The 22,520-nt window shown below is 29.6% G+C and carries 20 protein-coding genes; 10 read left to right on the forward strand and 10 right to left on the reverse strand.

Features of this window, described 5'->3' with window-relative positions:
* The first annotated feature begins 73 nt into the window (after window positions 1–73).
* From cyoE to tsaB, 10 genes are all read left to right on the forward strand, one after another.
* Window positions 74–976, forward strand: a complete 903-nt coding sequence (gene cyoE, locus BTO07_RS12870) for a heme o synthase (RefSeq protein WP_087521619.1) — start codon at window positions 74–76, stop codon at window positions 974–976.
* 2 nt (window positions 977–978) lie between these two features.
* Window positions 979–1,566: a cytochrome c oxidase subunit 3 gene (locus BTO07_RS12875; RefSeq protein ID WP_198342468.1), complete on the forward strand. Its 588-nt coding sequence runs from the start codon at window positions 979–981 to the stop codon at window positions 1,564–1,566.
* 58 nt (window positions 1,567–1,624) lie between these two features.
* Window positions 1,625–2,608, forward strand: coding sequence for a cytochrome c oxidase subunit 3 (locus BTO07_RS12880; protein WP_087521620.1), 984 nt, complete (start codon window positions 1,625–1,627; stop codon window positions 2,606–2,608).
* An 18-nt stretch (window positions 2,609–2,626) separates the two neighbouring features.
* A complete protein-coding gene (locus BTO07_RS12885) occupies window positions 2,627–2,968 on the forward strand; it encodes a cytochrome C oxidase subunit IV family protein (RefSeq protein WP_087521621.1) in 342 nt (113 codons plus the stop codon).
* A 79-nt stretch (window positions 2,969–3,047) separates the two neighbouring features.
* Window positions 3,048–3,713: a hypothetical protein gene (locus BTO07_RS12890; protein ID WP_232457030.1), complete on the forward strand. Its 666-nt coding sequence runs from the start codon at window positions 3,048–3,050 to the stop codon at window positions 3,711–3,713.
* Window positions 3,710–4,414, forward strand: coding sequence for an SCO family protein (locus BTO07_RS12895; RefSeq protein WP_087521623.1), 705 nt, complete (start codon window positions 3,710–3,712; stop codon window positions 4,412–4,414). The genes BTO07_RS12890 and BTO07_RS12895 overlap by 4 nt, the downstream gene beginning before the upstream one ends.
* On the forward strand, window positions 4,407–4,946 hold the full coding sequence (locus tag BTO07_RS12900; RefSeq protein WP_087521624.1) for a DUF420 domain-containing protein: 540 nt from the start codon (window positions 4,407–4,409) through the stop codon (window positions 4,944–4,946). The genes BTO07_RS12895 and BTO07_RS12900 overlap by 8 nt, the downstream gene beginning before the upstream one ends.
* Before the next feature lie 64 nt (window positions 4,947–5,010).
* Entirely contained in the window at window positions 5,011–5,157 is a 147-nt protein-coding gene (locus BTO07_RS12905; RefSeq protein WP_442956790.1) for a hypothetical protein, read from the forward strand.
* Window positions 5,158–5,275: 118 nt separating this feature from the next.
* Window positions 5,276–6,637 carry a TolC family protein gene (locus BTO07_RS12910; RefSeq protein ID WP_087521626.1) on the forward strand — a complete coding sequence of 454 codons (1,362 nt, stop codon included), beginning with the start codon at window positions 5,276–5,278 and terminating at the stop codon, window positions 6,635–6,637.
* Between the two features lie 85 nt (window positions 6,638–6,722).
* Window positions 6,723–7,409, forward strand: a complete 687-nt coding sequence (tsaB, locus tag BTO07_RS12915; protein WP_087521627.1) for a tRNA (adenosine(37)-N6)-threonylcarbamoyltransferase complex dimerization subunit type 1 TsaB — start codon at window positions 6,723–6,725, stop codon at window positions 7,407–7,409.
* On the opposite strand, the gene BTO07_RS12920 is transcribed toward tsaB, so the two are convergent.
* The 10 genes from BTO07_RS12920 to BTO07_RS12965 form a co-directional block, all read right to left on the reverse strand.
* Window positions 7,399–8,199: a mechanosensitive ion channel family protein gene (locus BTO07_RS12920; protein ID WP_087521628.1), complete on the reverse strand. Its 801-nt coding sequence runs from the start codon at window positions 8,197–8,199 to the stop codon at window positions 7,399–7,401. The genes tsaB and BTO07_RS12920 overlap by 11 nt on opposite strands.
* Window positions 8,200–8,264: 65 nt before the next feature.
* Entirely contained in the window at window positions 8,265–8,621 is a 357-nt protein-coding gene (locus tag BTO07_RS12925; protein WP_087521629.1) for a DUF1304 domain-containing protein, read from the reverse strand.
* A gap of 76 nt (window positions 8,622–8,697) precedes the next feature.
* Window positions 8,698–8,898 carry a dodecin family protein gene (locus tag BTO07_RS12930; RefSeq protein ID WP_087521630.1) on the reverse strand — a complete coding sequence of 67 codons (201 nt, stop codon included), beginning with the start codon at window positions 8,896–8,898 and terminating at the stop codon, window positions 8,698–8,700.
* Between the two features lie 217 nt (window positions 8,899–9,115).
* On the reverse strand, window positions 9,116–9,835 hold the full coding sequence (locus tag BTO07_RS12935) for an energy transducer TonB (protein WP_087521631.1): 720 nt from the start codon (window positions 9,833–9,835) through the stop codon (window positions 9,116–9,118).
* A 61-nt stretch (window positions 9,836–9,896) separates the two neighbouring features.
* On the reverse strand, window positions 9,897–10,184 hold the full coding sequence (locus tag BTO07_RS12940; protein ID WP_232457031.1) for a VanZ family protein: 288 nt from the start codon (window positions 10,182–10,184) through the stop codon (window positions 9,897–9,899).
* Between the two features lie 58 nt (window positions 10,185–10,242).
* The gene (gene gcvH, locus BTO07_RS12945; protein WP_087521633.1) at window positions 10,243–10,623 is read right to left on the reverse strand and encodes a glycine cleavage system protein GcvH; all 381 of its coding nucleotides are present in this window, start codon (window positions 10,621–10,623) and stop codon (window positions 10,243–10,245) included.
* A 27-nt stretch (window positions 10,624–10,650) separates the two neighbouring features.
* Window positions 10,651–17,781, reverse strand: coding sequence for a T9SS outer membrane translocon Sov/SprA (sprA, locus tag BTO07_RS12950; protein ID WP_087521634.1), 7,131 nt, complete (start codon window positions 17,779–17,781; stop codon window positions 10,651–10,653).
* Window positions 17,782–17,785: 4 nt separating this feature from the next.
* Window positions 17,786–18,367, reverse strand: coding sequence for a Holliday junction branch migration protein RuvA (gene ruvA, locus BTO07_RS12955; RefSeq protein ID WP_087522644.1), 582 nt, complete (start codon window positions 18,365–18,367; stop codon window positions 17,786–17,788).
* A gap of 34 nt (window positions 18,368–18,401) precedes the next feature.
* Window positions 18,402–20,684 carry an NADP-dependent malic enzyme gene (locus BTO07_RS12960; protein ID WP_087521635.1) on the reverse strand — a complete coding sequence of 761 codons (2,283 nt, stop codon included), beginning with the start codon at window positions 20,682–20,684 and terminating at the stop codon, window positions 18,402–18,404.
* A gap of 92 nt (window positions 20,685–20,776) precedes the next feature.
* Window positions 20,777–22,516: a glycosidase gene (locus tag BTO07_RS12965; protein WP_087521636.1), complete on the reverse strand. Its 1,740-nt coding sequence runs from the start codon at window positions 22,514–22,516 to the stop codon at window positions 20,777–20,779.
* Window positions 22,517–22,520: the final 4 nt, after the last annotated feature.

Consider the following 22,520-nt stretch of genomic DNA (forward strand, 5'->3'; position numbering starts at 1 on the left):
GTAAAAGTTAAAAGCTGGCTAAAAACATTGTAAAGTCATAATTATCAAATATCTTTGCAGACTATTTTGTAAAATGAGCACAACACTAATTACAAACAATACAACATCTATGCAAGCTATTTTTTCTGACTTTAAACAACTAACAAAAGTTGGTTTGTCTTTAAGTGTGGTCTTTTCTTCTGTTGCAGGATATTTATTAGCAATAGATGTCGTTAATTATTTTACACTTTTTCTTTTAGCTATTGGTGGTTTCTTTATGGTCGGTGCATCAAATGCATTTAATCAAATTATAGAAAAAGATACAGATGCTATTATGAAACGTACACAAAATAGACCTTTGCCAACAGGTAGAATGTCTGTTAATGTTGCATTAACCATCGCAATTCTATTTACAATCCTTGGTTTATCAATTTTATATAGTATAAACCCTAAAACAGCTTTGTTTGGTGCTATTTCTATATTTTTATATACAAGTGTTTATACGCCTTTAAAACCAGTAACACCATTATCTGTTTTTGTTGGTGCAATTCCAGGAGCAATTCCTTTTATGTTAGGTTGGGTGGCAGCCACTAATAATTTTGGTTTAGAAGCAGGTTTCTTATTTATGATTCAGTTTTTCTGGCAATTCCCTCATTTTTGGGCAATTGGTTGGTTGCAAGATGAAGAATATAAAAAAGCAGGATTTAATATGCTGCCTATGGGAGAAAAAGACAAAGGAGCAGTAAAACAGATTATATTTTACACTATAATTATGATACTTGTATCAATTGCACCCGTTTTAAAATTATCAGGAGCATTTTATATTCATCCTATAACAGCAGTAATTGTTGCTTTGTTGGGGATTTATATGCTGTACTTTGCATTTAAATTACATAAAAGTGAAGAAAACATTGATGCAAGAAAACTTATGTTATCAAGTGTTTTGTATATTACAGCAGTGCAAATTATATACGTAGTAGATAAATTTTTACATTAATAATGATATTAGAACAAGATTTACAAGAAGAATTAACGGTTGCTAAGAGAAAATCGGCAAAACCTATGTTATGGATTTCCATGATTAGTATGGTGATGTTTTTTGCAGGATTAACAAGTGCATATGTAATAAGTATGAAAAGAGATGATTGGGTTTCTTTTGATTTACCACGAGCATTTTATATAAGTACTTTTCTAATCGTTGCAAGTAGTATTACGCTGTTTTTGTCGCAAAAATTCTTAAAAAATGATAAAAGACAACTCTCATTAGTGTTTGTTATTGCAACTTTATTACTAGGAATAGGATTTGTGTGGCAACAATATGTTGGTTTTAATCAATTAAAAAGTGTTGGTCTTTTTTTTACAGGACCAGAAAGTACGGTGTCAACATCTTTTATAATAGGAATCACATTTATGCACGTTTTACACCTGTTAGCAGGTCTTTTAGTGCTTTTGGTTGTTATTTATAATCATTTTAAATACAAATACAAATCAGACAATATGCTTGGTTTTGAACTAGGAGCAATCTTTTGGCATTTTGTAGATATACTATGGATTTACCTATTTTTCTTTTTCTATTTTATTAGGTGATGAAAAATAGCTATTTTTGGCGCACTAACTAAGAACACTAATTAATAGAAATTATTATATGGAAGCAAATATTGCTATACCTGAAGATGGTAAAGAAACTTGGAGCGGTGGTGGACAACGACCATTTGGAGCAAGTTATGGTAAAATGATGATGTGGTTTTTTATCGTTTCTGATGCTTTAACCTTTACAGGTTTTTTAGCAGCTTACGGTTTAACACGATTTAAATTTATAGACTCTTGGCCAATTGCCGATGAAGTGTTTACTCACTTTCCTGGATTGCATGGTGTACATGCACCAATGTATTACGTTGCATTAATGACATTTATTCTTATTGTTTCTTCTGTAACAATGGTTTTAGCTGTTGATGCTGGTCATCAAAAGAAACAAAAAAAGGTAGCTTGGTATATGTTTGCTACTATTATTTTTGGAATCATCTTTGTTGGATCTCAAGCTTGGGAGTGGAAAAACTTTATTAATGGATCTTATGGAGCAGTAAAAACTACTGATGGTAAAATTTTACAATTTGTAAAAGATGGTCATCAAATTGCTTTGTCAGACTTTGTTGTTGGAGAAAGAACCGATGGAAGAGTTCAACACGAAAGAGAAAACGGATTATGGTTTGAGAAGGAAGGAACTATAGCTACATATTCTATAGCTCAAATTCAAAATTCTTATAAATCTAATTCAGAGATACTAGTTCGTTCCGAATTGATAGATCCTGTTACCAAACAAAAAATAATTCTTTCAAGAGAAGAAGGTTTGGCTCAGTTAGCTAAAACTAAATTAGTTGTTGAGGGTGCAAACTTGCAAGTAAATGAATATGGAAATACCATTTTTGCGGATTTCTTTTTCTTTATTACAGGATTTCACGGATTTCACGTGCTTTCAGGAATTATAATTAATATCATTATTTTCTTCAATGTTATTCTAGGTACTTATGAACGTAGAGGACATTATGAAATGGTAGAAAAAGTAGGATTATATTGGCACTTTGTAGATTTAGTTTGGGTATTCGTATTCACATTCTTCTATTTAGTTTAATTTATAAAAGAAATTAAAATGGCACACGCACACGAATCGAACACAAAAAGAATTTGGGTAGTTTTAATAATATTAACAGTAATAACAACTGTAGAGGTTGCATTTGGTATTGTTAAACCTGCATCTTTACACTTAACTAGTTTTTTAGGTATAAGTCCTTTAAACTGGATGTTTATTATTCTAACACTAGTAAAAGCATATTACATTGCATGGGCATTTATGCACTTAGAGGGTGAGAAAAAATGGTTTAGACGTTCAATCGTTTGGACAGCCGTTTTCTTAATCTGCTATTTAATGGCTCTTATGTTAATAGAAGGTAATTATTTACACAGCACATTAGCCCCACTTGTAAAATGGTAATTTAAAAAATTAAAAAGGTGGTTTTATCCACCTTTTTTTTGCATTAAACTTTATTCAGTATTTCAATAAAATATAGATGATGAAACTTACAAAAAAAAGAGTTGTATTATTTTTACTGTTTATTTTTCCTTTAATCTGTTTTCTATTAATGTCTACAGGAACAAACAACTTTACTAAATTACCTGTAGCTACTACAAATGTTGTTGATATTTCTACAATAGATGCTGCAAAAACATTTAAAGATAATATTTCTGTAGTTTGTTTTTTAGGTGATGATATGAATGCTCATAAAGGAGGTTTCTTTAACTTGAATGAAAAAATCTACAAGAAATTTATTGAATATAATAAATTTCAAATAATTGCTATTTATCCTGAAGGAAAAGAGGAGGAAGCAAAACAACTTAAAAAGGAAATTAGTGCATTTACAGATATGGTAAAGTGGAATTTTATTCCAGGTAGTAAGGAAGATATTTCTGCTTTGCATGCTAGTTTTAATTCAAGTTATCCACTTTCTAGTTCGTCGTATACTTTTAAAACTTTTTTAGTTGATAAAAATGGAGATTTAAGAGGGCGTGCAGATGATAAAGAAAATCCAAACAGAGAAATTCTTGGTTATGATATGAATTCTGTTGCAGACTTAAATAAGATAATGAAAGATGATATTTTAGTGCTTTTTTATGAGTACTATGCTGCATTTAAAGAGAAAAACGAAAATAAAGCACAAAGAAAAGAAGTTGGGTTATGAAAAAAAAGTATTCTTACATAGGTATTTCTTTTATTATACTTTTATTCGGAATTTATGTTGTTAGAAACTTAGATAGAAGAATAGATGAAAACGATCTTGTTCAAGATGATAGATTGAATAAAATTGATAAGAAATCAACTAGTACAAATAGTAGTTTATTCAAATTTAATAAGGTTCCAGATTTTGAATTCATAAATCAAAACGGAATTACTATTAGTAATAATGATTACAAAGGAAAAGTATATGTAGTTGAATTCTTTTTTACAACGTGTCCTACTATTTGTCCTTTGATGAATAAACAGATGTTAAAGATTCAAAATGAATTTAAAGGAAATAATGATTTCGGAATTGCATCCATTTCAATAACTCCTGAGATTGATACTCCAGAAGTAATGAAAGCTTATGCTTTAGAACATAAGATAACACATAAGAATTGGAACTTATTAACTGGTAAATCTCAAGAAATAGTTTATGCTTTATCAAACAAAGGATTTAAATTGTATGTAGGAAAAGGAGATGAAGATCATGGAGGTTTTGAACATTCTGGTTTGTTTGCTTTGGTAGATAAAGAAGGGAATATTAGATCTAGAAAAGATCAGTATGGAAACCCAATTATGTATTACAGAGCATTAAAAGAACAAACTTTTGCAGATCAAATAACTGAATTAAAAGAGGATATTAAAATTTTATTGAATGAGTAATTTATCACAAGAAAAAAAGTACAAGAAAATAATTACAGGATTATCTATTGTTATTCCTATAGCTGTAGCAGCTTTATTTCTTGTTAATTTAAGAAAGTTAGGTTTTAATGTAGAACCTTTAACTTTTTTACCACCAATTTATGCGTCTATAAATGGTTTAACAGCAATTGTTTTAATTGCAGCAGTAATTGCAATAAAAAAAGGAAATAAAAAGTTACACGAGCAATTAACCACTTTTGCAATAGGTTGTTCTTTACTTTTTTTAGTAATGTATATTGGGTATCACATGACATCAGACTCTACTAGTTTTGGTGGTGAGGGTGTTATAAAATATATTTATTTATTTATTCTTTTTACGCACATTGTTTTATCAATAGTTATAATACCGTTTGTTTTAACTACATTTATGAGAGCAAAATTAGGAAATTTTCCACAGCATAAAAAAATTGCTAAAATTACATTTCCTTTATGGCTTTATGTTGCTATTACTGGTGTTGTTGTCTATTTAATGATTTCTCCTTATTATGTATAAAAAAAGCATTTTACTAGTTTTATTGATGGTTTTTACATCAAAATTTTCATTCTCACAATGTGCCATGTGTAAAGCAGTTGTAGAAAACGGAGATGTTTTTATGGCAGAAGGTGTTAATAATGGAATAACCTATCTAATGGTATTTCCTTATCTTTTAATTGGTGTTTTATTTTATGCTATTTATAGATATAAAAAAAAGGGAAAAATTTAACATTATATAAGTGTAATTTCTTGTAACAAATTTTACTTTTAGTCGTCCTATATAAACTATCAAGAGAATTCTTTTTTTGATGTGTATAATATATTTTATCAATTAAAAATAATACGTTTTGAAAACTAAACTTATCCTATTTGTAGCACTGTTAATTTCTGTCGCTACTTTTTCACAAAAAAAATGGACTCTTAAAGAATGTGTAGATCAAGCTTTAGAGAGAAATATTTCAATTCAACAAAATAAATTAAGTTTAGAACTTGCTAAAAAAGATGTTGAATTTACTAAAGGAAACTTTTTACCAAACTTTAATGGTAATTTAAATAATTCGGGAAGTTTTGGTTTATCTACCGGAGGAGACAATACTAGAAGTTCAGCAGATAGATATAGCTTATCATTAGGATTAAATGGAGGTGGTATTATATTTAATGGTTATAGAAATACAAATACATATAAGCAAGCTCAATTAGGTGTAGAATCAAGTCTTTTAGATTTAAAGAAAATAGAAAATGATATTTCATTATTTGTTGTCAATGGGTATTTAAATATATTGTTTGCGAAAGAAAACCTAAGTGCTGGGAGAGTTCAGTATGAAATCAGTAAAAAACAAATTGAAGCTGCTGAAAGTAGATTTAAGTCAGGAGTAATTGCTAAAGGAGATTTATTAAATACACAATCTACTGCAGCTACTAATCTACAAACTGTTATATCTCAAGAAAACGCATTGGATTTAGCGTTGTTAAATTTAGCGCAATTATTACAGGTTTCTGTAGAAGGTTTTGATGTTTCTTCTATTGATGTTGGTACACCGTCTGCTAATTTGTTCTACAAAAACTCATCAACTGTCTACAATAAATCTTTAGATAGAATGCCAGAAATAGAAAGAGCAAAATTAGCAATAGAAAATTCAGATTTAAACATAGAAATTTCTAAAGGAGCTTTTTTACCTACTTTAAGTTATTCTTTTGGTGCAAATACTTTTTATAATACAACTCTTGGTGAACCAGAAGTTTTTGCAGGTGTAGATGCAACAGGTAATCCTTTTGTGATAGATAACAGGTTTACTAATCAGCTTGATAATAATTTAGGTTATAATATTGGTCTTTCTTTAAATATTCCAATATTTAACCGTTTTCAAACTAAAAATAGAGTAGCACAATCTAAAATTAATAAAGAAATTTCAGAAACAAGATTAGAAAGCGAAAAATTAAGTTTAAAACAAACCATAGAACAGGCCTTTTTAGATGTAAAAACAGCTTTAAAATCTTATGAAGCAGCTAAAATATCTTTAGAAGCACAAGAAGAGGCTTTTAAAAATGCACAAGAAAGATATAATTATGGTGCAATGACACAGTTCGATTTCGATCAAGTTAGAACACGTTTGGTAAATGCACAAGCAACTCTTATTCGTTCTAAATATGATTATGTTTTTAAAACGAAAGTATTACAATTCTATTCTGGAGAATTAGTTTTAGATTAGACAAAATAAAGATTACTGATGAAGCCTCGCATATTTGCGAGGTTTTCTTTTTTCTATCACTTATATTTGCATAAAAATTTACAAGTTGGCAATAATCCTTAACATAGAAACTGCAACAAAAAACTGTTCTGTAAGTCTTGCAAGAAACGGAGCAATTTTAGCAATAAAAGAATTGAATAATGGTAATTATTCTCATGCAGAAGTTTTACATCCTTTTATTGTTGATATTTTAAAAGAAGCAAATCTTAATTCTAATGAAATTGATGCTGTAGCAGTAAGTAAAGGCCCAGGTTCTTATACGGGCTTAAGAATTGGAGTTTCTGCTGCAAAAGGGCTTTGTTTTGCTTTTGACAAGCCATTAATCTCTATAAAAACATTAGAATCTTTAGCAAATGCTATTTCTGTTGATGAAGGAATTATAGTGCCAATGTTAGATGCAAGAAGAATGGAAGTTTTTGCTGCTGTTTTTGATGTAAATTATAACGAAGTAAGAGAGATTAAAGCAGAAATTATTGATGAAAACTCTTATTCTGAATATTTAAAAACGAGTAAAGTTTATTTTTTAGGTGATGGTGCTCATAAATGTAAAGAAATAATCACTCATAAAAATGCTGTTTTTATTGATGATAAATTTCCTTCATCTAAAGAAATGGCAATTTTATCATATAATAAGTACAAAAAAAACGACATCGAAGATGTCGCTTATTTTGAACCTTTTTATTTAAAAGATTTTGTTGCTATTCCTGAAAAGAAAAAGAAACCTACTTTTTAACGTTTACTTGATGTGGGTAAGGAATATCAATTCCTGCCTTATCTAAAGCTATTTTAGTACTTTCTGTTACATCAAAAAATACGGTCCAATAGTCTTCAGTTTTACACCAAGGTCTAACTGCAAAATTTACAGAACTATCTGCTAATTCAGAAACAGTAACTGCAGGAGCAGGATCTTTTAATACTTTAGGATGAGAAGTTATTACACTCATTAAAACATCTTTTGTTTGTTTAATGTCTGCAGCATAATCTACACCAAAAGTTAAATCTACTCTACGAGTTCCTTCTGTAGAATAATTTATAATATTTCCGTTAGATAAAGTTCCGTTTGGAATTATAATTTCTTTGTTAGATAAACCAGTAAGTTTTGTTGTAAAAATTTCGATTTCTTTTACTACACCAATTTCACCTTGTGCTTCAACTAAATCTCCTAATTTAATAGGTTTGAAAATCATTATTAAAACACCACCTGCAAAATTGGCAAGAGATCCTTGTAACGCTAAACCAACAGCTAAACCTGCTGCTGCTAGAATTGCTGCAAAAGAAGTTGTTTCTACACCTAGTTTAGAAATAACAGCTATTATTAATATTATTTTTAATCCCCAACCAATTAGGTTTCCTAAAAATTTTTGAAGTGTAATGTCAATACCGCTTTTATCCATTACTTTTCTAGAAGCCTTTACAATTAGTTTTATAATTATTAGACCAATAATTAGCATTGCTAATGCTACTAATACTTGTGGAGTAAACTCAACGACTAACTTTTTCAAATATTCAATATATTCTTTCATTTTATTTTTTTCTTAGAAATTAAATGCAAAAATAATGGTTTCTTGTTGAAGAATGAAGAAATTAGTTATAATAATAAGATTGAAATTATACCTAAAGTTGCTGGTATAGTCTGTATATATAGTATGCGAATCTTTTTTGTAGAATAAGCACCATAAATTCCAGCAATAGCAACACAAGCTAAAAAGAACATTGCAACATCTGCTTTATCAGCAATTAACGACCAAATTAAACCTGCGGCTAAAAATCCGTTATATAAACCCTGATTAGCAGCCATTACTTTTGTTTCTTCTGCAAACTCTTTTGTTTGTATTCCAAAAGCTTTCATCGTGTTCTTTGATGTCCAAATAACCATTTCTAAATAAACAATGTAAATATGTATTAATGCAACTAAGCTAATAAAGATGATTTGTATTTCATTCATGATTATATGGTTTAAAATAATAAAAGCGATCTAATTCTAATATTAAATCGCTTTTTAGTAGTTCGTTTTTATGCTTTTAATTTACTTCAAAAGTAATTTTTAAGTTTACTCTAAACTCTGTTACATTATCACCATTAACAACAGCACTTTGCGATTGTACAAATACAGATTTAATGTTCTTTACAGATTTTGCTGCTTGCTTCACTGCTTTTCTTGTAGCTTCTTCCCAACTTTTTTCAGAATTTGCTAATACTTCAATAACCTTCATTATAGCCATGATTTTTATATGTATTTAAATTTTTATGTAGTAAATATATCAAATTTATTTGAAATTTTATATTGATAAATAAATTGTTTAGCCATAATTACGGTCTTTTCTAGCTTTATAAGTAATGTTTAGAATTTTATTTGATGATTTTTAAGCTAAGTTTAGGGCATAAAAAAAACGCTTAGAAATAACATTCTAAACGTTTTTATATATTTTTAATATTGTTTTACTCTACAAGTAAAGTAAAAGGAATACTATATTTTACACCAACTGGTTTACCTCTTTGTCTACCTGGTTTCATTTTTGGTAATTGTTTCATTACTTTAATAACTTCACTTTTAATTTTTGGGTGTGGAGCTCTTGCGTTAATATTAACAACATTACCTTGTCTATCTATTTTGAAACCAATAAATACTCTTTTTCTACCAGAAGACAAACCTAATTCATTAGGTAAATCTGTATTAAATTTTCTTGAGAAGTGTTTTTGAACCTTTTTACTAAAACAAGCTTTTAGTTCAGCCTTAGATCCTTTACAACCAGGAAATACAGGTACATCCTCAATAATCATAAAACTTACATCTTCTACAACTTCTTCAACTTCTTCAACCTCTACAATCTCTTCAACTTCTACAGCTTCAGTTTCATCTGTTTCAGTAGATTCGATTACAGTTTCTTCAACTTCTTTCTCATCTTCAACAATTTCAATTTTTTCTGGAGCTGGTGGTGGTGGAGATTTTGGTTTTACTGGCTCTACTCTTTCAGTAATTACCGTTTCTTCTTCCATATCAGCATTCATATTCACAGAACCTAAGTCTCCAATATTTCTATCGTAAGTTTTCTTTTCTATTGAAGCATAAGTTACAAAAAGGGCTAAAACTAAACCGATTTGCATAAAAATCTTGCTATAATTTTCTAAGTTTGACTTTGGGTTTTTCTTGATTTCCATTGTAAAGAGTTTTTAATAGTTCGCTAATTTAATTAAATTATTTGTTTAATTACAAGTCTTATTATGAATTATAGTCAATTTTTTTAAAAATTAGATTAAAAACTAACAATCCTAAGACAATTCCTAATGTATTTGCAAGGACATCTTTAAAATCTCCTGTTCTATACAAAGTTAATGTGTGTTGTAATACTTCAATAATTATGCCATAAATTACACAAAAAATTACTATTATGTATTTTAGAGCTGGTTTTTTATAAAAAGAGAATAACCAACAAGAACTCAGCATAAAGTAAGCAAATAAATGATACACTTTATCAATATTACTATAGCTTACTTCAATTTTTGGCATTTTCATCAAGCTTAAATATGCAATACTAATTGTGATGCCTATAGCTATGATAAAAAAATTATCCTTGAATAAGCTCTTTATAAGCTTCTGCATCTAATAAGTTTGCTATTTGTGAACTATCTGACATTTCTATTTTAATCATCCAACCTTTACCATAAGGATCAGAATTTACTAATTCTGGTTCGTCTTCTAATTCTTCGTTAAAAGCTGTTACTTCACCAGTTAAAGGCATAAATAAATCTGAAACTGTTTTAACAGCTTCTACAGATCCAAAAATTTCGCCTTCTTCTACAGTATCATCTAAAGTGTCTACATCTACATAAACGATGTCTCCTAATTCGCCTTGCGCAAATTCTGTAATACCTACTGTTGCTACATTGCCTTCAATTTTAATCCACTCGTGGTCTTTAGTGTATTTTAATTCTGATGGTAAATTCATTCTTTTAATAATTTGATGTTGTTATTTTTAATTTCCTCCTAAGTTGTAAATAATATTAAATCCACCATTTATAGCCTGTCTAGGGAAAGTGGTAGAAATTGCATATTTAGATGTTTGATGATTGTAATAAAACGATGCTGTTAAACTATTACTCAATCTATAATCGGCTGTAAATTTAATGGAAAATAATTTTTGACCACCACTAATTTGATCATTATCTTCATCTACAGATCTAATTTGTGTTAAATTATCTCTTAAAGATACATCTGCTCTTAAATTTATATCACCTTTTAAGGTTTGTTTTTTTCCTGTAAAACGTGTATTGAATTTTACATCTTTAAAAACATATCCCATTCCGAATATAAATTCAGTACCCTTAATATCAGTTAAAGTACTATTGTTAAAATTCATGGTAAGTGTTCTATCTCTTTTTACTTCTCCTCTTAATGAAAAAGAATTTCTCATTTTCATGTCTAATTTAATTAGAGGTGAAAATTCATCAACCAAAGTAACAGCAGCGACTAATAATTCAGGTTCATAATTGTCTGCAACATTTATATTTCCATAAGGATTATTTGCATCATATTGTAAGTTATTGGTAAAGCTAGATACTGTGTATGAAGATCTATAACCATGTGAAACTACAAAATTACTAAAGTTATTCTTAAAGAACTTGAACTTCATTAATCCGTTATAACGTAATGTCCAGTTAGGAATTGGAATATTTCTAAACAACCCTGTATTTACTTTATCTGGACTTTTACCAGAATATGCAGCCATAAAAGCTGGTAATAAAACTTGTTGACTATTCTCTCCGAAACCACTTACAGGTACTCCATTTTCTGTAGCTAACCTGTTTGAAAGAATACTTCTATAATCTCTCATTTTTTGAAATAAAGCATCTCCATCTGTAAATGCAGTTGATACCATAGAATAACTTGTACTAAAGTTTCCTGTTTCAAAGAAAGGTGTGTCTTCAAATTGATTGCTACCACTTAGTAAATCCAATTGCTGAGAAATATCTCTAGTTTGAATTTTATTTCCTCTAACATCTATATTTAAATCTTTTATTGGTTTTAAAGTAAATGTGTAATCTAATTTATTGTAATGCGTTTTACTAAACGTTTTACTATAATATTCATCACCTTGATTTCTTGTTACAAACCAACCATTTTCTAAAGCTCTATTTCTAATGTCTACTTGACTTCCGAATGCAAAAGAACTTGGTGCTCCTCCTAAAAAGCCAATATCTTCACTATAACCTGGTAATAATTGTCCGTTATTTTCTGAATAACTTATTTTTCCTTGTTTTACAGAAGTTAGAATATCATAAGTTCCTTTTAAGATCTTCTTACCTATAGATAATTTTTTATTTTTATTAACCCTTCCCGGAGTTCTTGGTAAACCAGTACCTTTTAACCCTTTCGAATTTTTACGTTGCGCTTTGGTTAATAATAATTTTTCGAAACCTAAGCTTTTATAAATTTTATCAAAACTTAGTGTTGTATTTATATTGTGTGTATTTGCATTCTGAATAACGTTTCCAACAAGTTCTACAGAAGAAACATCAACACCATTTATATTTATTGTGCTTTGTGGTGCTGCTTGCCAATCGAAATCTGCTGTATAGGCATAATCTGCTTTTATAAACTTTAAAAAAGGAATTTTATCAATTGGTAAATTGTACGTTCCGTTTAATTTTTGGTGATAATGATTTGCTCTTCCTGTATTAAAGAAATCGTCAAATACTTGTATATCATCACTGTTATTAAAGGTATCGTATAAGTAACTATTTGTTGCGTTAAAGTTTAATTGTAGCGACTTTGTTAAATCAAAACCAATCGTATAGTCCCAATCAAACATAAACCTACGTTGTTTTAATTCTGGTTGAGGAGATAATCCTTCTATTAAGTTTCTAGATTGCTGTTCGTTATAATTTCTATTGATGCTAGAATTTACAGCAAATGTTTTAGGAATAGGGTTAAAGTTAAAGTCTTTAATTAGTTTAAAGTATTTACTTTCTAAAGCTGTAGAGTTTTTGAAAGGTTCTATAGGTTTAGAATCGAAACTAAAGTTATAAGAAGCAGAAGCTCTAACACTTTCGTTAATACGTTTTTTAATGTTGTAATTTCTTTGGAACTCTTTATTATGAGCGTAAGAAACTGCTAAATTTTCTACATCGTAGAATTTAGGTTTTTTAGTAGAATTAGGATTTCTATTCTTTTTAACATTGGTAAAACTAATACTTGTTCTTTTTGTATAATCTCTAGAGAACTCACTATTATCATTTGCTTCTAAAGCATCAGCCAATTCTACATCTTGATATTGAGGATCGTATTTTGGATCAATATATTTTTCTCCTACACTATAACTCATTGGTAATTGAATTCCCCATTCTTTAGGAGTAAAAACCTTACCTAAATTTATAGTGGTAGCAAAATCGTATTGTTTAGTTTCATCTAAACTACGTTGTCCTACTCTGTCTTCTACGTTACCAAAACCAATTGTAGACATACTTCCTGATAATGATACGTTTGCAACATCAGCAAAATTAGCATCAGCATTTACAACAGCTGCCCAACCACCATCATTATCAAACCCTGAAGAACGTAATTCATTAAACCAAACTTCTCCACTTATAGGTGCAGTTGTTTTATTTTTTATTCCTAATACAATTGTTTTTAATTGTGCTAAAGTTGGGTTTCCTTTTACAGAAATAGTATAAGGTATTGATGGGTCTTGTTCTGTTGATGTAAATAAATCTATAATTGAAAAATCTATTTTATCTCTTTCTAGTTTTACCAACCCAAAAGTTTCTAAAAAAGCATCTAAGTTATTTGCTTCTGGCCAAAGATCTAAAGCAGAAGTTCCGTTTGTAGAAACTTTTAAAGGCATTTCTATTTGGTAGTAGTTGTCATTTAAGTCTGTTCCTAATCTTATTATTGCAGAAAAGTCATCATCATTTATAGCAAGTGCTCCTTCATTTTTTTGAAGATGCATAAACATTTTTAAGTTTTTAAATCGTCTTAAATCGATACTAATATTTTTATATATTGCTCTTGCTTCATTTGCAGGCAAGTTGTTTACTTTTAAGGTAACAGATTGTTCATTTTGTAATTGTACAGTTGTACTTCCTTGTAAACGCTCTCTTTCTATTCCTGGAGGTTGTATGTAGCTTCCTTCGTTTTGTTCTATACTAACAACACCTACTTCAAAATCTTTTAATTCATCATCATCTAAATCGATAGGAGTTGTAAGATCTTCGTCTAAAGTTTTAGTATAACGTCTCCAATCTCCACGTACCAAATCTAATTCACCCATTCTAATTACAACGGGCATTTTAAAATTTGTTAAATACATTCTTATAAAACGGATGCTATTAAAATCAGAAATCTCATTTACAGATACTCCACTTCTTATAGGAACTCTAAATTGATACCATGTTGTTTTTTGAGTTCCTCCGTTATCTAAAGTAACATTGGTTATTTTTTCATCAACAATAAAATTCTTTCCAACAACTAAATCATTTCTATTCATAGAAACTTTATACTCGTAGTAACTTTCTACGGTATTCATTGTTTGATCTTTGTTGATATCTTCTACATCTGGATATGTTGTTGAAGATATTGGATACGTTTCTGTTGATTGATTTAATGTTGGTGAATTCCCCTCAGTATTATTGTAGTTTTTATATCTGGTAATAATAGAAGCATCAATTGCATCTAATTCAGCACCTCTAAAAAATTGAAAATTATCTGAAGCAGGATCAATTAAGTTCGCGTAATTAGTTCCGCTAATTCCATCAAGACCTCTTTCTTCTAAATCACTTAAACCATCAAAACCAACATCTTGATTTGTTCTTGCGTCATCTTCTTCATTAAACGCATAAATAATTGATGCGTTTGATGGTACTTTACCCCAAGTTGTTGCGTTTGTATTTATATCTCCACCAGTTTCTGGCATTCCATTTTCATACATTTTACGACTATCCTTTAAGATGTCTTCAGAAACGTTACCTAAGTTAATATATAAATCTCCAATTTGATTTGAAGGGTCTGTAGGATTCATGCCTGCAGGTAAACCTTCTTCATTAGTCATTGAGTAATTTTCATAAGGATCCATTACCCAAAATTGAACATACTCAATATTTGCTTGATCAAAATTATTTGTAGTTAAAGGACGCATAATTCCACCCCAGTTTGTTTCCGGATTTGGTAAGGTTACACTTTCACCAATAAAAGTTGCATTTGGGTTATAATTATAAGAACCCCTTTCTTCAGGAAAATAAGCTAAATCTAATGTTCTAATTAAAGAGTTTTGAGTGATATCTAATTGTACATTAGGAAATAATTCGCCGTAATTTATTTGTCTTGTTTCTGCTCTAGAAAGCTCATCAGCATTAATGCTTGATGGTGTGTCTCCAGCTCCATAAAAAATTTGATCTACATTATACCAAGCTAATTTTGCTCTTTTATAATTGTAATCTAAATCGCTACTTGTTCCATTAAAAACATCATTTGCTTTATTTTGAGGTGTACTAGCTTCGTACCAATCTAATGGAGATAATATACTAATAGGTATTTGTGATGCTTCAAAATCATCGATATAAGTTGTTGCAGCACCAGTTACATCTATTCCACTTGGCGTTCCAGGTAATAAATAAGCCATATCTGCTCTAACTGATAAGTTAGAAGGTACATCTGTATCTACAAAAGGTAATTTATTTGCTAGTTTTGTAAAGTAAGGTACTTCTGTAGCGTAATCTATATTTGCCCCAAACATGGTATTGTTAATTGGGTCTGAACCAAAATTAACTTTTGCTGTAATTGGTCTTTCATTTACATTTAAGATGGTAGCACCAACTATAAATTTATCAGAAAACTTATGTTCAACATCTACACCCATAAAGGTTTTTCTCTGTTGATTAAAAACAGCATTATTCTCTGTTGAAACGCTAATTGGAGTCCCTGATGCTTGTAAACCTGGATCTATAATTTGTACACGACCTAATTGATAATCCACAACATAATCGACTCCTTCTACTAATTGCCTCCCTCCAGCAGTTACTTTTACAGAACCTCTAGGAACATTGAATGCGCCAATCGGAATTCCGCCAGAATTTTCTGATTTAAAATATCCTTTTAAGTAATACTTATCTTTATTTTGATAATTGTTCTGTACGTTAATCTTGGTGTTTAAATATAATTCTTTAAATAAATAAGATTCATCTACAGTTTCATCTAAACCAATATCATTAGAGTTTTTTTGGACTAAATCGTTTCCAAAAGGTTCTGGTTCTGGAAAAAAGATATATCCATTCTGGGAATTTACAGTAATACCTTCAACATAATCGAAAAACCCATCAGCAGATCTAAACTGACTTTGGTCTAGTTGATCTAATTTTAAAACTTGAATTAATGGTAAATTTGGGATTCCAACAGTTTGTGCATTTTGTAAAACGTTAGATGGAATTCCTGTTTGATCATCTCTATATTGTATTTCAAAAAGAAAGCCATCTTGTGATAAAGGATACGCACCTAATGCATACACGTTTTTCATCATTAAACGCCAAGTAGGAAAAGACTCTTCAATAGTAACACCATTTACAACTCTATCTCTTTTTGTTTTTAAAATTTCACTACGTAATAATTTTACAGCTAAAGTTTGAGGTGCTAAAATTCCATCATTAGAAAATTCACCAACTTTAAAAGAAGTATCTGAGCTATTTGTAATACCTCCAGCAACTGTATATTCATAAGCAACTGCTAAAACTTCACCATCATTTAATCTTCTATTTAAAGAAATAAAACCTAATTGAGAATTTAAGGTAAATTCATTTGGGTCTAATCTTCTAGCGTTTTCTAATACAGAATAATCTGTACCTTCATTCATTTGATTATTACTAAAAGAGCTTAATGTGCTATTTAAGGTAGAAATACTTCTAATACCATTAGTTGGTGTTAATAAACTTGATAAATTATTAGATCCGTTTGCTGGAATATTTCCACCAGTTGTTGTTGGTGGTGAACCTATTGGTTGTACTTCACCAGTTTGATTTACCAAAACATCTGTATCAGATTCACCAATATCTGCAAAAGCAACAATACTTCTATAATCTTCTGTACTCGCGTTTCTGTTGGTAATCCAAACTTCTACTCTTGTGATATTTATTTGACTATTAATTAGTGGATAATTTTTTAATGAGTTCGCATAATTATCAATAAAATATTGTGATAAGAAAAAGTGACGATCATTATCATAATCTGTTGCTTGTAATTCAAATTCCTGAATCGAAGCTCCACCTTCTGCAACAACGGTTTTACTTTCTGAATTTTGCTGAGAAAAAACAGCGGTTATATTGGTGTTACCAAATTTTAATTGTGTTTTTACACCAAATAAACTTTGAGCACCATTAATTAAAGAGTTTTTAATTGGCATAGAAACATTACCAGCTTCAATTCCTTGTAAAATATCATCTTCAGTAGGCTCATAACCAATTTTCACTAAGTTCTGAAAATCGAAAGTAGATTGTGTGTCGTAATTTGCTGTGAAATCTAAACGTGTACCAACTTGTGCACGAATACTAGCATTAATTTGTTGATCAAAATCAAAAGTAAAACTACTTCTGTTTTCTTCTGATAATTGTGGGTTTTCTGTATTCTGATAAATAAATCCTAATTTTAAATTCAGGCTTCCAGTTGGAGTTACTTTAACTTCATTTCCTCCAAAAATAGTTTCAAAAAAATCTGAATTCACATAGTAAGTTGGCAATAAATCTTTTTGCGCATCTTTAGAACCTTTTTTCTTAGAATTTGTAGCACTTACTTTGTCTTTAAAGTATTGCGTCATATCTCTCTTTAAGCGATATTTTGCATATTCTTTTTGAGTAAGAAAAACAGGAGTTCTTGTATAGTAATCACCTATTTTTTCTATAATTACGTATTTGTTTAAATCTTTGTCAAAAATGATTTCTTTAGTTGCCAAATAATCTAAAAAGAGACCACCAGTTTGCTCTTTTTTAAAATTATATCTTAATTTTAGACTGTCTTTTTCTACGGATAAAGAATCATTTTTTTCACTTGTTTGCGCATACACAGAAATGTTTGCTATGAAAGCAAAAGCAAGAAATAAGAATGTTCTTTTTAAAAAATTACTCAATTTATTATAAGTTCTTTAAAGATAATTTTATTAAATTTTCAACGGAAGCATCTGGGTTATTTTTTAAAACCATAGAAACAACCTTGTCAGATTGCTTTTTATTAAAGCCTAAAACCTCTAAAGCAGATAACGCTTCATCTTTATTGGTATTGTTCGTAAATGTAGAAACTTCATCAATACTAAAGGTTTTTAGAATTTTATCTTTTAAATCTACAATGACCCTTTGTGCTGTTTTTGCTCCAATTCCTTTTACAGATTGAATTAGCGGAATATTTTCTGAAGCAATTGCATGTTGTATTTCTTCTGCGGTCATAGAAGATAACATAGTTCTTGCAATACTTGGTCCTACACCAGAAACTGAAATTAATAATTTAAAAACTTCTCTTTCTGTCTTCGTAAAAAAGCCAAAAAGTGTGTGTGCATCTTCTCTTATAGATAAATGTGTATATAAAATAACAGCTTCATCATCTGGTAGGCTAGAAAAAGTATTTAGTGAAATATGGAGTAAATAGCCAACACCATTGCAATCTACAACAACTTCTGTTGGGTTTTTCTCTACTAATCTTCCTCTAATTTGTGTAATCATAGAACTGTTTTTCAGGCTTCTAATGTAGCCATTTTTATTTGTTGTTTCTTTTTTCTTTTTCTTGTGCATCTACAGCAGCCAAAGCAGCCATATTTACCATTTCATCTACACTAGATCCTAATTGTAAAATATGTACAGGTTTACTTAAACCTAAAATAATAGGTCCAATAGATTCTGCGTTATTTACTTGTTTTAATAATTTGTAAGTAATATTTGCTGATTCTAAATTAGGGAAAATTAAAACATTTACTTTTTTCCCATTTAGTTTAGAAAAAGGAAATTCTTTTGCTAACATTTCTGGGTTTAGGGCAAAATCTGCTTGTAACTCTCCATCAACTACTGTATCAGGGAAATGACGATGTAAATACGAAACAGCTTCTCTAATTTTTTTAGAAGTTTCAGAATCTGAAGATCCAAAGTTAGAAAACGATACCATTGCCATATTTGCTTTCATACCAAACATTTTAACAAAGTTCCCCATCATTTGAGAAATCTTTACCAAATCTTTTGCAGTCGGATTTACATTAATCGTTGTATCTGATAAAAATAAAGGCCCCTGTTTTGTTAACATAAGGTTGGTCGCTGCAATTTTTGTAATTCCCTTATCTTTTTCAATCAGTTCTAAAATAGGTCTTAAAACTGTTGGGTAAGGTCTTGAGTATCCTGTAATTAAAGCATCCGCTTCACCTTCATTTACCATCATTGCAGCAAAATAATTACGCTCACGCATTAATTTTTGTGCTTCAGATAATGTACGTCCTTTACGACGTCTGTTTTTCCAATAAATTTCTCCAAAACGCTCTCTACGTAGTGTTTCTTCGTCAGTTTTTGGGTCTATAATAGGAACATTAGCAATAAAGCCAATTTCTTCCATTAATTCTAAAATAACGTCTTTACGTCCTAATAAAATAACGTTACCGAGTCTTTCTTCATGTACTCTTTGTGCAGCTTTTAAAACGTCTAAATGGTCTGCTTCAGCAAAAATAATTCGTTTTTTATTGCTTTTTGCTCTGTTATGTAAAAGTCTAATTTCTTTACTTCCAGAACCAGAACGTTCCATTAATTCTTCTCGGTATTTATCCCAATCTTCGATTGGTTCTAAAGCAATACCAGAATCCATAGCAGCTTTTGCAATTGCTGGTGGAATTTCATAAATTAACCTAGGATCAAATGGTTTTGGAATAATATATTCTCTTCCGTAAGCTAAACTGACTTCATCATACACAATATTTACTTGCTCTGGTACAGATTTCTTTGCTAAATCAGCTAAAGCATGTACAGCAGCCATTTTCATTTCTTCATTAATTTTAGTTGCTCTCACATCTAGAGCACCTCTAAAAATAAACGGAAATCCGAGTACATTATTCACTTGGTTAGGATGGTCTGATCTACCAGTAGCCATAATAATATCCTTTCTTGTAGCAACCGCTAAATCGTATTCTATTTCTGCTACAGGGTTTGCCATAGCAAATACAATTGGGTCTTTTGCCATTGATAAAAGCATTTCTGGCGAAACTACATTTCCTTTAGATAAACCAATAAAAACATCTGCATTATGCATTGCTTCATCTAAAGTATTTAAATCTTTATCTGTTGCAAATTCTGCTTTTTGCGAAGTAAGGTTTCCTCTATCTTTTCTGATAACACCTTTACTATCACACATTACCACATTTTCTCTTTTTACACCTAGTTTTAAATACAAACGTGTACAAGAAATTGCAGCTGCTCCAGCTCCATTAACAACAATGTTTACTTTACTAATGTCTTTTTCTGTAATGTCAATTGCATTTTTAAGAGCAGCAGCAGAAATTATTGCTGTTCCATGCTGATCATCATGCATTACAGGAATATCTAATTCCTCTTTTAATCTTCTTTCTATTTCGAAAGCTTCAGGAGCTTTAATATCTTCTAGGTTAATTCCTCCAAAAGTTGGCGCAATTGCTTTTACAGTTTGTATAAAAGTTTCTACATCAGTTGTATCAACTTCAATATCAAAAACATCTATATCTGCAAAAATTTTAAATAACAAACCTTTTCCTTCCATTACTGGTTTAGAGGCTTCAGGACCAATGTTTCCTAAACCTAAAACTGCAGTTCCATTAGAAATTACAGCAACTAAATTTCCTTTAGCAGTATATTTATAAGCGTTGTTTTTATCTTTTGCAATTTCTAAACAAGGTTCTGCAACACCTGGAGAATATGCTAAAGCTAAATCGTGCTGAGTAGCATATTTTTTAGTAGGAACAACTTCAATTTTTCCTGGTTTTGGTTTTGCGTGGTATAGTAAAGCTTCGTGTCTCTTTCTAGAATCGCTCATAAAATTGTTGTTTGCTTGTTTAACTTACAAATATATGATTTTCATTGAAAGAGTAAATTAAATAAACAAAGAATAATCTGTTGAAGCAGTGTTTAGAAAGTCATTTTTTTAGTTATTTCATTTTCTGAAAAAGTTATTGCCAAAGTATAAGTAGTAAGATTTGCTTTCAATTGTGCAAATTCATTACCGTTTTCCCAGATAATATCTAGTTCGTTTTCATTAGAAGTGTTAATCTTAATGTTACCTAAAAATGCTTTAGATGTATTTCTTAATCGCATTATTTTAAGCTGATTTAAAACAATAGCTGTTTTTAGACCTTCTTCAATATCTTTATTTGTTAATGTAGTTCTATTAATTTCTTTGTGTCCACCACTTCCGCCTTTGTCTGCAGCTTCATAATTATTTTTACCAGCAAAAATATCTAAATACCAAACTTGAGGAATTCCAGGCATAAACATTTGAATGGCTCTTGCTAATAATAGTTTTTTTTCATCTTCGCCTAAAGCACTGAAAAAAGTAGCGTTAACTTGGTAATAAGAAATTTTCTTTCCTGAAGGATCGTATAAATTTTTTACTCTACCACCTCGTTCTATAATAGTATTCATTACAGATTCTATTTCAGCATCTTCTAACAAACCTTTGTTATAAGTTCCGTTAACTTCTTTTCCTTTTAAATCTAATACAGGAATTCCATCGTGGCAACCCAACATATTTACTGTTTTATAACCTTTGGATATAATTTCTTTAGCCCAAGTAACAATTGCTTTATTAGATGATGTTTCAAGCGTATGAATCATTAATCCTGGTAAGAAAAAGTCATAAATTTGATAACCTTCTTTTGCAACTTCATCATGTAGGTTTATACCGTATTCTGCATGGATTTCTGGCAAAAGAATTAAATCGTTTTTCTTCGCAATTTCATTAATTCTATCTAAATAATTCCAAGTTCCTGGTTTGTTGAAGAAATTAGTTTGCCCAATTTCTTTATGCAAATAAGCAAAAGCATCTAAGCGTAAAATTTTACAACCAAAGCTTTTTACTTTTGCCAAAGTTTCTTCATAAAAATCCCAAACCAATTCAGACTTGGCATTTACATCCATTTGGCCTAAAAAAGTTCTTTTTTTATAAACAATTTCAAGAATTTCTTTTTTGTGTTTTTCAAATGCTTTAAAATTAAAAGTTGCTAAATCAATGTTGTTTATAATTGTAAAAATTACTTTATCACAAATTAAATGAGCATCCAAATTACTAATGTTTTTGATGCTTTTTAAATCTTCTACATCAATTTCTTGTTGATTTATTTCTTGATAAAAAGTATTCCAATAAGGTTTTTCTTTGCCATCTGGAAAAGGAACTTTTAAAATTGGAAGTCCAGATTTTCTCATAAATAATTTATTAAGAAATTCTTCTTTCGGTATAACAATTCCTTCTTTATTTAAGGTTCCACTTTCCTTCCAAAAAGTATTCCAGTTGATAAAAAAATCTTTGTATTTAGAGTTTTCTCCATTCTTTAATAAATCTTTAAATTGAGGAGAATTAACAGATAAATGATTTAGAACAATATCAAATTTTAATTCAATATTTAAATTTTCTAATGCTTTTAAATCTGACTTAGAAACTAATTCTTCATTTAAATTATAATCTATTACAGAAAAACCTCTGTCTAAATCGCTATTAAAAAAAGTTGGCAATACATAAAATAAAGAAAACACATCTTTAAAGGCTTCGTTTTGAAGCATATTTACAGTGTCACTTAATTTATGACCAATACTATCTGGGTAAGCGTTTAGCATTACTCCGTTAGAAATAATGTTGCTGTTTTCTTTTATCATAAGA

Source organism: Polaribacter sp. SA4-12, assembly GCF_002163675.1.
Taxonomy (GTDB): domain Bacteria; phylum Bacteroidota; class Bacteroidia; order Flavobacteriales; family Flavobacteriaceae; genus Polaribacter.

Coding starts and splice junctions, on each gene's coding strand:
- BTO07_RS12935 (WP_087521631.1), bottom strand. CDS start 9,835: ATGGAAATCAAGAAAAACCCAAAGTCAAACTTAGAAAATTATAGCAAG.
- BTO07_RS12925 (WP_087521629.1), bottom strand. CDS start 8,621: ATGAATGAAATACAAATCATCTTTATTAGCTTAGTTGCATTAATACAT.
- BTO07_RS12895 (WP_087521623.1), top strand. CDS start 3,710: ATGAAAAAAAAGTATTCTTACATAGGTATTTCTTTTATTATACTTTTA.
- cyoE (WP_087521619.1), top strand. CDS start 74: ATGAGCACAACACTAATTACAAACAATACAACATCTATGCAAGCTATT.
- BTO07_RS12920 (WP_087521628.1), bottom strand. CDS start 8,199: ATGAAAGAATATATTGAATATTTGAAAAAGTTAGTCGTTGAGTTTACT.
- gcvH (WP_087521633.1), bottom strand. CDS start 10,623: ATGAATTTACCATCAGAATTAAAATACACTAAAGACCACGAGTGGATT.
- BTO07_RS12900 (WP_087521624.1), top strand. CDS start 4,407: ATGAGTAATTTATCACAAGAAAAAAAGTACAAGAAAATAATTACAGGA.
- BTO07_RS12940 (WP_232457031.1), bottom strand. CDS start 10,184: ATGCCAAAAATTGAAGTAAGCTATAGTAATATTGATAAAGTGTATCAT.
- BTO07_RS12905 (WP_442956790.1), top strand. CDS start 5,011: ATGTGTAAAGCAGTTGTAGAAAACGGAGATGTTTTTATGGCAGAAGGT.
- BTO07_RS12885 (WP_087521621.1), top strand. CDS start 2,627: ATGGCACACGCACACGAATCGAACACAAAAAGAATTTGGGTAGTTTTA.
- BTO07_RS12890 (WP_232457030.1), top strand. CDS start 3,048: ATGAAACTTACAAAAAAAAGAGTTGTATTATTTTTACTGTTTATTTTT.
- BTO07_RS12880 (WP_087521620.1), top strand. CDS start 1,625: ATGGAAGCAAATATTGCTATACCTGAAGATGGTAAAGAAACTTGGAGC.
- BTO07_RS12960 (WP_087521635.1), bottom strand. CDS start 20,684: ATGAGCGATTCTAGAAAGAGACACGAAGCTTTACTATACCACGCAAAA.
- BTO07_RS12965 (WP_087521636.1), bottom strand. CDS start 22,516: ATGATAAAAGAAAACAGCAACATTATTTCTAACGGAGTAATGCTAAAC.
- BTO07_RS12875 (WP_198342468.1), top strand. CDS start 979: ATGATATTAGAACAAGATTTACAAGAAGAATTAACGGTTGCTAAGAGA.
- BTO07_RS12930 (WP_087521630.1), bottom strand. CDS start 8,898: ATGGCTATAATGAAGGTTATTGAAGTATTAGCAAATTCTGAAAAAAGT.
- ruvA (WP_087522644.1), bottom strand. CDS start 18,367: ATGATTACACAAATTAGAGGAAGATTAGTAGAGAAAAACCCAACAGAA.